Origin of the sequence: Streptomyces sp. NPDC056734 (assembly GCF_042790455.1) — a bacterium.
In the GTDB taxonomy this organism is placed as follows: Bacteria; Actinomycetota; Actinomycetes; order Streptomycetales; family Streptomycetaceae; genus Streptomyces.
The window spans coordinates 87511-101047 of sequence record NZ_JBHTZD010000004.1; the positions used below are offsets into that span (position 1 = coordinate 87511).

12 protein-coding genes and 1 pseudogene are annotated in these 13537 nt (G+C 72.9%); 6 read left to right on the forward strand and 7 right to left on the reverse strand.

Going from position 1 to position 13537, the window contains the following annotated elements:
• The first annotated feature begins 48 nt into the window (after positions 1–48).
• The 4 genes from ACFRFC_RS06820 to ACFRFC_RS06835 all read left to right on the forward strand — a co-directional run bounded on the left by ACFRFC_RS06820 (position 49) and on the right by ACFRFC_RS06835 (position 4146).
• On the forward strand, positions 49–447 hold the full coding sequence (locus ACFRFC_RS06820; protein ID WP_382686819.1) for a 6-pyruvoyl tetrahydropterin synthase family protein: 399 nt from the start codon (positions 49–51) through the stop codon (positions 445–447).
• 158 nt (positions 448–605) lie between these two features.
• Positions 606–1814, forward strand: a complete 1209-nt coding sequence (locus tag ACFRFC_RS06825) for a glycosyltransferase family 4 protein (RefSeq protein ID WP_382687014.1) — start codon at positions 606–608, stop codon at positions 1812–1814.
• Complete coding sequence (locus tag ACFRFC_RS06830) at positions 1811–3022, forward strand: trans-aconitate methyltransferase (protein ID WP_382686816.1); 1212 nt, start codon at positions 1811–1813, stop codon at positions 3020–3022. The genes ACFRFC_RS06825 and ACFRFC_RS06830 overlap by 4 nt, the downstream gene beginning before the upstream one ends.
• Entirely contained in the window at positions 3019–4146 is a 1128-nt protein-coding gene (locus ACFRFC_RS06835; RefSeq protein WP_382686813.1) for a lysylphosphatidylglycerol synthase transmembrane domain-containing protein, read from the forward strand. The genes ACFRFC_RS06830 and ACFRFC_RS06835 overlap by 4 nt, the downstream gene beginning before the upstream one ends.
• Here the strand turns inward: ACFRFC_RS06835 and ACFRFC_RS06840 are convergent.
• Positions 4119–4781, reverse strand: a pseudogene (locus ACFRFC_RS06840) (creatininase family protein); the annotation flags it as partial. The gene ACFRFC_RS06835 and the pseudogene ACFRFC_RS06840 sit on opposite strands and share 28 nt — an antisense overlap.
• Before the next feature lie 73 nt (positions 4782–4854).
• On the opposite strand from ACFRFC_RS06840, the gene ribA reads away from it, so the two are divergent.
• Positions 4855–5568 carry a GTP cyclohydrolase II gene (gene ribA / locus ACFRFC_RS06845; RefSeq protein ID WP_382686811.1) on the forward strand — a complete coding sequence of 238 codons (714 nt, stop codon included), beginning with the start codon at positions 4855–4857 and terminating at the stop codon, positions 5566–5568.
• A 45-nt stretch (positions 5569–5613) separates the two neighbouring features.
• On the opposite strand, the gene ACFRFC_RS06850 is transcribed toward ribA, so the two are convergent.
• From ACFRFC_RS06850 to ACFRFC_RS06860, 3 genes are all read right to left on the reverse strand, one after another.
• Complete coding sequence (locus ACFRFC_RS06850) at positions 5614–6849, reverse strand: serine hydrolase domain-containing protein (RefSeq protein WP_382686808.1); 1236 nt, start codon at positions 6847–6849, stop codon at positions 5614–5616.
• Between the two features lie 134 nt (positions 6850–6983).
• Positions 6984–8435, reverse strand: coding sequence for an MFS transporter (locus ACFRFC_RS06855; protein ID WP_382686805.1), 1452 nt, complete (start codon positions 8433–8435; stop codon positions 6984–6986).
• Positions 8432–9019 (reverse strand): TetR/AcrR family transcriptional regulator, encoded by a 588-nt coding sequence (locus tag ACFRFC_RS06860; RefSeq protein ID WP_382686802.1) that lies wholly within the window; start codon positions 9017–9019, stop codon positions 8432–8434. Before ACFRFC_RS06860 ends, ACFRFC_RS06855 begins: the two co-directional genes overlap by 4 nt.
• Positions 9020–9105: 86 nt before the next feature.
• On the opposite strand from ACFRFC_RS06860, the gene ACFRFC_RS06865 reads away from it, so the two are divergent.
• Positions 9106–9603: a PPOX class F420-dependent oxidoreductase gene (locus ACFRFC_RS06865; protein WP_382686800.1), complete on the forward strand. Its 498-nt coding sequence runs from the start codon at positions 9106–9108 to the stop codon at positions 9601–9603.
• Here the strand turns inward: ACFRFC_RS06865 and ACFRFC_RS06870 are convergent.
• From ACFRFC_RS06870 to opcA, 3 genes are all read right to left on the reverse strand, one after another.
• Positions 9590–11053, reverse strand: coding sequence for a membrane-associated oxidoreductase (locus tag ACFRFC_RS06870; protein ID WP_382686798.1), 1464 nt, complete (start codon positions 11051–11053; stop codon positions 9590–9592). The two genes, ACFRFC_RS06865 and ACFRFC_RS06870, sit on opposite strands and share 14 nt — an antisense overlap.
• A gap of 223 nt (positions 11054–11276) precedes the next feature.
• A complete protein-coding gene (gene gnd, locus ACFRFC_RS06875; RefSeq protein WP_382686796.1) occupies positions 11277–12176 on the reverse strand; it encodes a phosphogluconate dehydrogenase (NAD(+)-dependent, decarboxylating) in 900 nt (299 codons plus the stop codon).
• A 414-nt stretch (positions 12177–12590) separates the two neighbouring features.
• On the reverse strand, positions 12591–13517 hold the full coding sequence (opcA, locus tag ACFRFC_RS06880; protein ID WP_382686793.1) for a glucose-6-phosphate dehydrogenase assembly protein OpcA: 927 nt from the start codon (positions 13515–13517) through the stop codon (positions 12591–12593).
• Positions 13518–13537: the final 20 nt, after the last annotated feature.

Genomic DNA, 13537 nt, shown 5'->3' on the forward strand with positions numbered 1-13537 from the left:
ACGGCCGTATTACCCGGTATCCGTGTCCCGCACCTGGAGGGTCGCCCGTTGTTCAGTGTCACCGTCCGCGATCACATCATGATCGCCCACAGCTTCCACGGCGAGGTGTTCGGCCCGGCGCAGCGTCTGCACGGGGCGACGTTCCTGGTGGACGCCACCTTCCGGCGCGAGCAGTTGGACGACGACAACATCGTCGTCGACATGGGCCTGGCGGCCCGGGAACTCGGCGCCGTCGTCGGCGAGCTGAACTACCGCAACCTCGACAGCGAACCCGACTTCGCGGGCGTCAACACCTCCACGGAGTTCCTCGCGAAGGTCATCGCCGACCGGCTCGCGGAGCGGGTCCACAAGGGCGCGCTCGGCGAGGGGGCGCGGGGCCTGACCGGTATCGCCGTCACGCTGCACGAATCGCATGTCGCCTGGGCGAGTTATGAGCGTGCGCTGTGACGGACGTGATGGACGTGGCGGACGTGGCGGACTTGACCGTCGTGACCGACGCGGCCGGGGTGACCGGGGTGAATGAGGCGGCCGAGGTGAGCGGAGTGAGCGGGGTGAATAAGGCGGCCGAGGTGACCGGGGTAAGCGGGGTGAATGAGGCGGCCGGGGTGACCGGCGTGACCGAGTCAGCCGAGGCGGCGGCCGACGTGAAGGCCCCCGCCCCGCGTCTGACCTACGTCCCCGCACAGGCGGCCCCGCAGAACGGCGAGATCATCCCCATGTCCCTGCGCTCCGTGCACTTCGTCCTGCCGGGCGGTGTCGACGACCCGGCGACCCCGAGCGGCGGCAACGCCTACGACCGCCGGATCTGCCTCGACCTGCCCGGCTTCGGCTGGCAGGTGCACAAGCACCTGGTGGACGGCGGCTGGCCGCGCCCGGCACCGGAGGCGCGCGCCCAGCTCGCCCGCGTCCTGGCGGACCTCCCGGACGGCGCGGTCGTGCTGCTGGACGGTCTGGTGGCCTGCGGGGTCCCCGAGGTGGTGCTCCCCGAGACCGACCGGCTGTGCCTCGCCGTCCTGGTCCATCTCCCGCTGGGCGACGAGAAGGGCCTCAGCCCCGAGGCGGCCGAGGAACTCGACGCCCGCGAACGCGCTGTGCTGCGGGGAGTCCCCGCGGTGATCGCCACCAGCGGCTGGGCCGCCCGCCGCCTGGTCTCCCACCACGGCCTGGCCCCCGACCGGGTCCATGTCGCCACCCCGGGCGCCGACATCGCCCCCCTCGCCTACGGCACCGACGGCGTCTCCCGGCTGCTGTGCGTGGCCGCTGTGACGCCCCGCAAGGGCCAGCACCGCCTGGTGGAGGCCCTGGCCCGGGTCGCCGACCTGCCCTGGAGCTGCGTTTGCGTGGGCGCGCTGACCCAGGACCCCGGGTACGTCGACCGGCTCCGCGCCCAGATCGACGGGCACGGCCTGACCGACCGCGTCGAGCTGCCCGGCCCCCGGACCGGCGCCGCCCTGGACGCCAGCTACGCCACGGCCGACCTGATGGTCCTCACCTCGTACGCCGAGACGTACGGCATGGCCGTCACGGAGGCTCTCGCGCGCGGCGTCCCGGTGCTGGCCACGGACGTCGGCGGCCTCCCGGAGGCGGTCGGCCGGGCGCCCGACGGCGGCGTCCCCGGCATCCTCGTCCCGCCAGGGGACCCGGCCGCCCTCGCCGCCGCACTGCGCGGCTGGTTCGGCGAGGCGGACGTCCGCCGCCGCCTCAGGTCCGCGGCCCGAGCCCGCCGAACCGCCCTCACCGGCTGGGCCTCCACCGCCAAGTCCCTGGCCGCCGTACTGACCCGACTACCGACCGAACCCCGGAGGGCGGCATGAACGACCCGAGCACGGCGGGTACTTCGGCGAGCGCGGCGCGGGAGGCCGGGTCCGGCGGCGCCACTGCCCAGCCGGGTGGGGCCCCTGCCGGCGGCGAGCTGCGGGGCGGGAACCCCGTCAACGCCGCCCTCCCGGGCAGATCCCGCGCGAGCGGCACGCCTTCAGAGGGGTCCGGGGAGCGCGCTGAGCCGACGACCGATTCCGACGAGAGCGCCCCCCTCCAAGGCAGGCCCTCCACCCACGCTCCCCTCCCGGGCGCCAACACCGGCGAGCGCCCCACCGTCCGGCTGCGCGACTCCGGCCCCACTACCGCCCCCGCTCCTGACGCCACCCCCACCCGCACCCCCCACCCCGAATCCGCCCCCCACCCCCACACCGCCCCGCGCTACGCCCCCGAATGGCTGGAGCTGCGGGAACCCGTCGACGCCCGAGCACGGTCGGCCGAGTTGCTGGACCCCCTGCGGGTCCGGCTGGCGGATCCGCCGAGCCGGGCGGACGGCCTCGTCGTGCACGACCTGGGCTGTGGCACCGGTTCGATGGGCCGCTGGCTGGCGCCCCGGCTGGACGGTGCCCAGCACTGGATCCTGCACGACCGTGACCCCTACCTCCTGCACTTCGCCGCCGCGGGCGCCCCGCGCTCGGCCGCCGACGGCAGCAGGGTCACGGTCGAGACCCGGCGCGGTGACGTGGCCCGGCTGACCCCGGACGCCCTGGCGGGTGCGTCACTGGTGACCGCGTCGGCGCTGCTGGACGTCCTGACTCCCGGCGAGATCGAGGCCCTCGCCGCCGCGTGTACCGGCGCGGGCTGCCCGGCCCTGCTCACGCTCTCCGTCGCGGGCCGCGTCGACCTCACCCCCGCGGACCCCCTGGACGCCGAGATCACCACCGCCTTCAACGCCCACCAGCGCCGCACCGGCCTGCTCGGCCCCGATGCCATCACCACGGCGTGCGAGGCGTTCTCCGAGCGAGGCGCGACGGTCCACATCCGCCCCAGCCCCTGGCAACTCGGCCCGCAGCAGGCAGCCTTGACGGCCCAGTGGCTACGGGGCTGGGTGGCGGCGGCGGTGGAACAACGCCCGGAGCTGACGAGACGAGCGGAGAACTACCTGGCCGCCCGGCTGACGACCCTGACAGCAGGCCAACTCCGAGCAACCATCCACCACACCGACCTCCTGGCCCTCCCCCGCCCCACAGACGGCACCTCATGACGCGGGCACCGGCAACGCAGCCAAAGGGGCGCGGGGAACTGCGCGACCAGCCACACCCCACCCGCACCCGACACACAACCCTCAAAACCCACCTCGGCACAGCAGCCGGCACCACAATCCTCGCCCTACTAGCGTGGCGCCTGGGCACCGGCGCTTTCCTGGACGGCCTGCGCCGCATCGACGCCCAGGCCCTCACCACCGCCCTGGCGATCGGCCTGTTCACCACCGTCCTCAGCGCCCGACGCTGGCAACTGGTCGCAAGGGGCCTGCGCCTCCGTCTCCCCCTGGCCCCGGCCGTCGCCGACTACTACCGCGCCCTGTTCCTCAACGCCGCACTCCCCGGCGGAGTCCTCGGAGACGTCGACCGCGCCGTCCGCCACGGCCGCGGCGAGGGCGACCTGGGCCGCGGCATCCGCGCCGTCGTCCTGGAGCGCACCGCCGGTCAACTGGTCCTCGCCGGCGCCGGGACGGCCGTACTCCTGACCCTCCCGTCACCCGTCCAGCACCAGACCCGCCACCTCACCCTGCTCCTCCTGACCGCCACCGCGGGCACCCTGGCGGTGGCCACCGCCATACGGATGAACCGCCCCCGCCCGGACCGCCCCCGCCGCACCCTGCTCGCCGAAGCCCGCGAGGCCCTGCTGTCCCGGCGCAACGCACCCGGCGTCATCGGCTGGTCCCTGCTCGTGCTGGCCGGTCACCTCGCACTGTTCGTCGTCGCGGCCCGGGTCGCCGGAGTCTCCGCCCCGGTCCGCACACTGCTGCCGCTCGCGATCCTCGCCCTGCTCGCGATGAGCGTCCCCCTGAACGTCGCCGGCTGGGGCCCGCGCGAGGGCGTCACCGCCTGGGCCTTCTCGGCGGCCGGACTCGGCGCGGGCAGCGGTCTGACCACGGCCGTCGTCTACGGAGTGCTCAGCTTCGCCGCGAGCCTGCCCGGCGCCCTCGTCCTCGCCGCCCGGGGCTGGACGGCCCTGCGCGAGAAGACCCCGGCCTACGCCGAAGAAGCATCGTCCGTCAGCAGCGAAAAGCACGCACCGAAGGAATCCGTGAGGCTTGCCAGCAGTTCCTTTCCCTTTTCCGCCGATCCCAGGGAAGGACGGCCGATGACGCCGGAATCGGTATAGCCGGACATGCCGAGAGTAAGCAGGCGCCGCCGGTCGTCCTGGATGAAATCGGCGGTCTCATAACCGGGCCGGACCAGTTCCGGATGAGTGTGCAGCAGGACGGAGGTCTCAATTTCCCCCGCATGCATATCGGTGAGCAGCGAGGTTTCCACCCCCGCCCGCTCCCGGGCCGCCTCCCAGTCCTCCACGGCCGGGTACAACGCCATCCGCTCACCGCGCGCGGAGGCTTCCTGAACCACATGGCCCAGGACATAGTTCCCCCCGTGACCGTTCACGACGACCAGGGCGCCGACCCCGGAGCGTCGCAGTGAGTCGGCGATGTCCCTGATCACCGCGTGCAGGGTGACGGCGGAGATGCTGACGGTCCCCGGCCAGGCGGCGTGCTCGTGCGAGCAGGAGATCGTCACCGGAGGAAGGAGGTGCACCGGGTAGGCGGCGGCGAGTTCCCGGGCCACGGCACAGGCGACGAGCGTGTCGGTCGCCAGCGGAAGATACCGGCCGTGCTGCTCGAAACTCCCGACCGGCAGCACCGCGACCTGTGACGGCAACGCCGCACCACGGCCCCGGACATCGTCAGTGGTGTCCGCCGGCAACGGACCGTAGCCCGCCCGCCCTATACCCGCATCACGCATCATTCACCATCCCCACCCCTATCCCCATTCCCCGAACTGTCGTCCCGGCCCTTCGTCTCTGCTTAGGAACCAGATCATGACAGAAAACCTCGGCATACTCGGCCCGAAGTCACCGAAGTCACCGAAGGCACCCAAGCCATCTATGACACCGAAGTCACCGAAGCGCACCGGCGTGGAACGGATAGTGAATGCACCCCTGCCCACGGTGCACGGAAAATTCCAGGCGATCGGCTATCTCGACCACGACCGCGGCGACGAACAAGTGGCCCTGGTGCATGGCGATCTCGGCGGCCTCGGCAGTGGCGACATCCTCACCCGGCTGCACTCCGAGTGCCTGACCGGCGACGCCTTCGGCTCGCAGCACTGCGAATGCGGCGATCAACTGGCCGCCGCGCTACGGGCGGTCGTCGCCGCGGGCAGCGGCGTCGTCGTCTACCTCAGAGGCCATGAGGGCCGGGGCATCGGACTGCTCGCCAAGCTGCGCGCGATGGCGCTCCAGGCGGAGGGCCTGGACACGGTGGAGGCCAATCTGGCCCTCGGTCTGCCCGTCGACGCCCGCGACTACGGGGTGGCCGCCGAGATCCTGCGCGACCTCGGTGTGCGCTCGGTACGGTTGCTGTCCAACAACCCGCGCAAGCGGGAGGCGCTGGTGCGCCACGGCGTCCAGGTCGCCGAACAGGTCCCGCTGCTCATCCCGCCGTCCGAGAGCAACATCACCTATCTGCGCACCAAGCGGGAGCGGCTGGATCACCATCTGCCCCACCTGGACGCCGTGGCCCACTGGTCCTGACGGACCGAAGCCGGAACCAGTGGGCGTCATCTGTCCGGAAGACAGTCAGCCGACGACCACCGCCTCATGCACCAGCCGCTTCAGGTCCGGGAAGATCGTGTGCGAGGTGCGCGGGCGGACCTGGCTGTAGAACTGCACGGTCAGATCGCGGACCGGGTCCACGAAGAACGTCGTGGTGGCCACACCGGTCCAGCCGTACGTCCCGAGCCCGGCGGGGGCCTTGGTGCGGGCCGGGTCGATCACCACGGAGACACCCAGGCCGAAGCCGACGCCCTCGTTGCCGGGTTCGTCGTGCGCCGGGCGGCTGCCGAAGGAGCGCAGATCGGCGCCGCCGGGGAGGTGGTTGGCGGTCATCAGGGCGACGGTCGCGGGCGACAGCAGCCGTACGCCGTCCAGTTCCCCGCCGCGGCGGAGCAACTCCATGAACCGGTGGATGTCGTGGGCTCCCGCGACCATGCCGCCGCTGCCGGAGAGAAAGCGCGGCCGCCCTTTCAGCGGCAGCCCGGCGATCCGCTCGATGCCCCGGCCGTCCTCCCGCTCGCCGTACAACTCCGAGAGCCGTCCCAGGTTTTCGGGCGCGACCTCGAATCCGGCGTCCGGCATGCCGAGCGGGCCGAAGAGACGCTCGGCGAAGTAGGCGTCGAGGGGACGGCCCGACACCACCTCGATGACCCGGCCGAGCACATTGCTGGCCACGGAGTAGTTCCACTGGGTCCCCGGCTCGAACTGCAACGGCAGACTCGCGTACACATCGATGGTCCGGGCGAGATCCGCGCCGGGCGGCACGGAGGACTCCAGATGGGCCGCGCGATACAGCGCGTCGACCGGGTGGGAGTGGTAGAAGGCGAAGGTCAGCCCGGCGGTGTGGCTCAGCAAGTGCCGGATCAGGATGGGCTGTTCGACGGGCCGGGTACGTACGTCGTCGCCCGCGCCACCGACGTACACGCGCGCGTCGGCGAACGCGGGCAGATGGCGGGCGACCGGATCGTCCAGCGACAGCTTGCCCTCCTCGACCAGCATCAGCACGGCGACCGCGGTCACCGGCTTGGTCATGGAGTAGATCCGCCACAATGTGTCCGGCTCCACGGGCAGCCCGGCCGCGATGTCCCGCTCACCGTGCGCGGTGAGATGGGCGACCCGGCCGCCCCGCGCGACCGACACCAGGAACCCGGGCAACCGCCCCTCGCCGACGACGGACGCGAAGTGCCGGTCGAGGCGGTCCAGCGCCTTCGGATCCAGCCCCACCTCGGCCGGGTCGACCTCTTGCCGCAGTCCTGCCATCGCGCTCTCCTCCACTTGCCTTCCAACGAGGTGGGGACCGGTACACCCCGCGCCCGCGCCCTCGGCCCTCATCGTCGCTCAGGTCCCCCCACGAGCACCGCCGGACCCCTTGATCGGCAGTGTGGCATCGACTACTACCCCGACCGCGCCACCGTGCCTACCGCACCGGGAGCCCGGCCGGTCGCCCCCGCCCCGCCGGACGTCCCTCCCGGCAGTGCCCACGCCGCGAACCCCGCGACCACCCCCGCCACCACCGGCACCACCAGCGCCGCGCGCAGTCCCACGTCGCTCATCAGCGCAGCCACGGCCGCCACTCCGAGCACCGGTCCGACATGCAGCGCGGTCTGCTGCAACCCGCCCGCCACTCCGGCCGACGCCACGGGCGAGTGCCGTACGACGACCTGCGTAGCCGTCACCATCACCGCCCCGAACCCGGCCCCGACCAGCGCGAACCCACAGCACAGGGCGAAGGTGCCCGTGGCCTGGGACAGCAGCACGATCCCGGCGGTGAGCGCCCCGCACGCCACGAGGGCCGTCCACCGGGCACCCAGCCGGCGCAGCACCACGGGGCTCCCGGCCGCGGCACCGACCATCAGCACGGCGAGCGGCAGACTGCGCACCGCGCTCTCGAACGGGTCGAGGCCCAGCGGGCCCTGCAACAGGAACACACAGACGAACAGCGTGCCGTGCAGGGCGGCCGACGCGGCGACCAGCAGCGCCAGCGCGGCGGCGACGCCCGGCGCCCGCACGACGTCCCCGGGGACCAGCGGATACGGGGTCCGGCGCTCATGCCGTACGAAGGCCACCCCGGCGACGGCCACCAACGCGGCCACCGTCCAGTGGGCCCCGGGCAGCAGCGCCAGGACCAGGCCGCCGAGCGCGAGGGTGAGCAGCAGTGCGCCGGGGAGGTCCAGGGAGTGGGCGCGTTTCCCAGAGGCGGCACCCCCGCTTTCGGCCGGGCCGACGCGCCGGCCTTCCACCGGGCCGCCGCCCGCGCCTCCCGCCAAACCGCCGCCCCGGCTCCCGTTCCCGCTCCCGTTCCCTCCGCCCCACCCCAGTGCAAGCCCCCCGAACACCACCGCCGGAATCACGTTCACCAGAAACACCGCCCGCCACCCGGGCCCGCTCACCAGTGCCCCGCCCACCACCGGACCCACGGCCGCCGCCACCCCGATGGCCGCCGTCCGCAGGGCGATCGGGCGGCGCAGTGCGTCGGGGGGATACCAGGCCCGGAGCATGCCGAGCGTGGCCGGTTGCAGCAGCGCACCGAACACCCCTTGCACGACCCGCAGTCCGACCATCCACCCGATATCGGGTGCCGCCGCGATCCCGGCGGAGGCCGCGCCGAAGCCGAGCATGCCGATACCGAAGAGCCGCTGATGCCCGTACCGGTCCCCGAGCCGCCCCGCGAACACCAGCAGCCCGGCCACCGCCACCAGATACCCCGTACCGACCCACTGCACCTGCGCGAGCGAGGCACCCAGATCCGCCCGCAGACTCGGCTGCGCCACCGTCAGCACGGTCCCGTCGAAGGCGACGATCACCGCGCCGGTGATGCTCCCGGCGAGCACCCGTCCCCGTATCACCGTCGCTCCGCCCCCGCCCCGAGATGCGCGTCCAGGGACGCGAGCAGCACCGGTGTCACGTCGCTCGCGCCTGTCGCGAGCCGCAGGCTGCCCCAGCTCCACAGCTGGGCGATCCCGTGCCAGTTCGCCCACAGCGCGCCCGCGGCCACCCGCGCGTCGGTGCCGGGGCGGGCCTGCCCGACCAGTTCCACCAGCTGTCCGAACAGCGGCAGGCTCGTGTCCCGCAGGCCCAGATGGCCGCTCTCCAGCAGATCGTGACGGAACATCAGCTCGTACATCCCGCGCCGGTCGAGCGCGAAGTCGAGATACGTCCGCCCCAGCGCGGCGAGTTGCTCGCGCGGCCCCGCTCCGTCGTCCCCGGCCACCGCCCGTACCCGTTCGCCCAGTTCGCCGAAGCCGCGTCCCGCGATGGCCGACAGCAGCTCCAGGTGGGTGGGGAAGTAGCGGCGCGGGGCGCCGTGCGAGACACCGGCCCGGCGGGCGATCTCCCGCAGGGTGAGCGCCTGCGGGCCCTCCCGCTCCAGCAGCTCCACACCGGCATCGACCAGCCGGGCACGCAGCCCGAGTTCTTCGGAATCGCTCATAGACACTGTCTACCAGGCGGGGGTAGACAGTGTCTATGAGTGTCCTCCGGGGGGAATGGACCCGCGCTCGCCCCGGTTATCCGGACATGACTGAGGACAGGACCGAGACCCATACCGATACCGAGACCGCCGGTGCGACCCGCGACGACAGCCAGGACGCGCTGCTCAAGCTGCTCTCCGACGGGCACGGTGGGGTGCTGGTCACCCTCAAACGCGACGGGCGCCCGCAGTTGTCGAACGTCAGCCACGCCTACTACCCCGAGGAACGGATCATCCGGATCTCCGTCACGGACGACCGCGCCAAGACCCGCAACGCCCGCCGTGACGCCCGGGTGTCCTACCACGTCACCAGCGCCGACCGCTGGGCCTACACGGTGGCCGAGGGCACCGCCGATCTCACCCCGGTCGCCCAGGACCCGGACGACGCCACGGTCGAGGAGCTGATCCGGCTGTACCGCGACGTCCTGGGCGAGCATCCCGACTGGGACGACTATCGCCGGGCGATGGTCCACGACCGCCGCCTCGTCCTGCGGATCCGGGTGGACCGCGCCTACGGGGTGCCCCGCCGCGCTACTGCCGGTTGACGATCCTGGCCACGCCCGCGACCACGGTGGACGCCAGGATCCAGCCCGCGAGGACGAGGACGTACGACAGCTTCTGGTACCAGCCGTCCGGCGCGAACGCGGACTCCTGGCCGAAGGAGATCACCGGCAGCAGCAGGTCCAGGGTGTAGAAGACCGGGTCGAAGCCCGGCGCCTCGGACGGTTTCAGCGGGCGTGGGTGGTGCAGACCGAAGGCGACCGAGCCGACCGCCACCAGGGAGAGCAGCCAGCCGCACGCCCGCAGCGGGCGGAAGCCGTAGCCGACCGTGGCGTCCTGGACCGTGCCCCAGACCCGCCCGTACCAGGACAGGGTGGCCCGGCGGCGGCGCTGCTTCGCCAGCTGCACCCGGCGGGCCGCGTCGTCGTCGCCGATACGGCGATAAGCGGCCGTCAACTGCTCGTAGGCGTAGGGGACGTAGCCGTCGCCGTCGCGCTCCAGCAGCGGGAGCCGACGCGCGGCGGGCTCGCCCGGGATCAGGGACGTATAGACGAGGCCCTCCAGATACACCGGGCCCGGCACCACCTCCGGCTCCAGGAACAGGACGTCCATCTGGGCGTGCCGCAGCCCCACCCGCCCGTCCACGGGCGGCCCGCCGCGCAGCCAGAGCTGGCCGATGGTCGCGTTTCCGGCCCGCAGCACGGCCTCACCGGGACGGGCGAGGTCGATGTGCGACAGATCCAGGCGGCCGGTGATCCGGGCGCCCCGCAGACCGATCCAGCCGCGCACCCGGGCCCGTTTCATCACCACGTCGCCGTCCACGGTGATCTTCTGCGCGTCCACGGCCGGCCCCCCGGGCGGGTCGAGACGGGCCTCGGTGAGGTCGACGCTGCCACCGACCGTGGTACCGCTGAGCCGGATCTCGCCGGTCGCCGTCAGTCCCGGCGCCCACAGGTCCTCGCCGATCGTCGCCTGGCTGAGCCGCAGCGCGGGCTTGGCGCCGTCCTGGGTCGTGAGCCGGGCACGCGCCAGGAACAGCGCCCCGGCTATCTGCGCGCCGACCAGCTGGATCCGCCCGCCCATCCGGCACTCCGACAGCTGGAGCAGCCCGTCGATGCGCACGCCGCCCAGATCGAGCGCGGGAAGCGCCGAGCCCCGCAGACTGAGCCGGCGCAGCTGAGCGCCGTAGAGGTCCGGCGGGTCGGTGAAGTGACAGTGGGCCAGCCGCACCGGATGGTCGATCACGGCATGGGTGAGGTCCAGCGGGCCGGTGACCCGGGCGCCGGACACCCGCAGCGCAGGGACCTCGCCGTCCACCTCCGGCCCGCTGACCAGCAGGGCCTTCACCACCGAGGCCCGTAGCGTCCGCTCCGGGCCCCAGTCGGCGCCCGCGTCCGGGTCGTCGTCCGCGCCGGTACGGAAGTCCACGGTCGCCCCGCGCGGAAAGGCGTGCCACACCCGTTGTTCGGCCGGCGTCAGGTCGTCGATCTGCATCGGGACGCGACTCTGACGCGCCCGGCGCCGGGTGTCAACACGGCGATGACGGCAAGGTGTTCGCCCGTACGGTCACCGTCGGTGCGTGCGGCGCGCATCACCGTCGCCGCGACCGTCGCTGCCTCCATGACCGTCACCGTCGCTGCCACCGTCGCCGTACGGCGGAACCGGTCGTGGGAGTCCCCGCGCGGGAGATCCCCCACGGCCGGACCCTGCCGCCCGACTACTTCGCCTCCCCTGTCGCCTCCCCGGTCGTCTCGACCGCGTGGCCCCCGAACTGGTTGCGCAGGGCGGCGATCATCTTCATCTGGGGCGAGTCGTCCTGCCGGGAGGCGAACCGGGCGAACAGGGACGCCGTGATCGCGGGGAGCGGGACGGCGTGGTCGATCGCCGCCTCCACCGTCCAGCGGCCCTCGCCGGAGTCCTCGGCGTAGCCGCGCAGTTTCTCCAGATGCTCGTCGGCGTCCAGGGCGTGGACCGCGAGGTCAAGCAGCCAGGAGCGGATGACCGTGCCGTCCTGCCAGGAGCGGAACACCTCACGCACGTTGTCCACCGAGTTGACGCTCTCCAGCAGCTCCCAGCCCTCGGCGTACGCCTGCATCATGGCGTACTCGATACCGTTGTGGACCATCTTGGAGAAGTGCCCGGCACCCACCTTGCCCGCGTGGACATAGCCGTACGGGCCGTCCGGCTTGAGCGCCTCGAAGATCGGGTGCAGCCGCTCCACATGGGCCCGGTCGCCGCCGACCATCAGCGCGTACCCGTTCTCCAGGCCCCAGACGCCGCCGGAGACCCCGGCGTCGACGAAGCCGATGCCCTTGATGCCCAGCTCGGCGGCGTGTTTCTCGTCGTCCGTCCAGCGTGAGTTCCCGCCGTCCACGACGACATCGCCCGCCTCCAGCAGCCCGCCCAGCTCGTCGATCACGGTCTGGGTGGCGATCCCGGCCGGGACCATCACCCACACCGTGCGCGGGGCGTCCAGCGCGGCGACCAGCTCGGCGAGGCCGGGGACGTCGGTGACGTCGGGATTGCGGTCGTATCCGACGACGGTGTGGCCCGCGCGGCGGATCCGCTCGCGCATGTTGCCGCCCATCTTGCCCAGACCGATCAGACCCAGTTGCATGTCAGTTCACTTCCCGAGAGTGCGGTACGCCGCCACGAGGGGCGGCGGTGGACGGATCGAGACCGGGGACGCAGGCGCCCTCGGCGAGGACGAGGACGGCTCCCCGCCCGCACAGCCGATGCCCGTACCGGGCGGATCGCCGATCCGGTACGGACTCGGACGGGGCGGCGGGTATCAGCGCGGGCCCGGACCCCGGACAGGAACGCGCCCGGGACCCCGCAGAGGAACGCGGCCGGGACCCGGCAGAGGACCCGAGGCGGCACCCGTGACAGGCCCGGGCACGCGACGGGGGCGACGACCGGGGACGGACAAAGCCACAGCCACAGCCACGGGTACAGGCATGGGTACAGCCACAGCCACAGCCACAGAATCGGGCACCGGACATCACACGCCCGGACATCGCCCGCCCGGACATCACCCGCCCCCCTCGACGCCCACGCCCCGCAGCGCGACGGCGTACATCTCGTCCGCGTCCAGCCGCCGCAGCTCCTCGGCGATGAGATCGGACAGGGGGCGCACCTTCAGCGCGAGGGTCCGCGCGGGCTGGCCCGGCAGCGAGAGGGTGGCCAGCGGCCCGTCCGGGCGGTCGATGACGATGTCACCCTTCGCCGTGCCCAGCCGCACGGCCGTCACCACCGGCCCCGCCGTGACCACCCGGTCGACCCGGACGGCGAGCCGGGCCTCCAGCCAGCGGGCGAGCAGCTCGGCGGCCGGGTTGTCCGCCTCGGCCTCCACGGCCGCCGAGGTGATCTCCACCGGGGCCTGGTCCAGGGCCGCCGCCAGCATCGAACGCCACGGCGTGAGCCGCGTCCACGCCAGATCGGTGTCACCCGGCGCGTAGGAGCGCACCCGGGCCTCCATCACCCGCGACGGGTTCTCCACCGCGTACAGATCGGTGATCCGACGCTGCGCCAGCGCGCCCAGCGGATCCTTGGCCGGGTTCTCCGGCGCGTCGACCGGCCACCACACCACGACCGGCGCGTCCGGCAGCAGCAGCGGCAGCACCACGCTGTCGGCGTGCTCGGAGACCTCCCCGTACGTCCGCAGCACCACCGTCTCGCCGGTACCGGCGTCCGCGCCCAGCCGGACCTCGGCGTCCAGCTTGGACCGGGTGCGGTCGCGCGGGGTGCGGGCGTGCCGCTTGATGACGACCAGGGTCCGCGAGGGATGCTCGTGCGAGGCTTCCTCGGCGGCCCTGATCGCGTCGTACGCGTTCTCCTCGTCGGTGACGATCACCATCGTCAGGACCATGCCCACGGCCGGGGTGCCGATGGCGCGGCGGCCCTGCACCAGCGCCTTGTTGATCTTGCTTGCCGTGGTGTCGGTCAGGTCGATCTTCATGGCCTGCGCCAGCTCCGTCC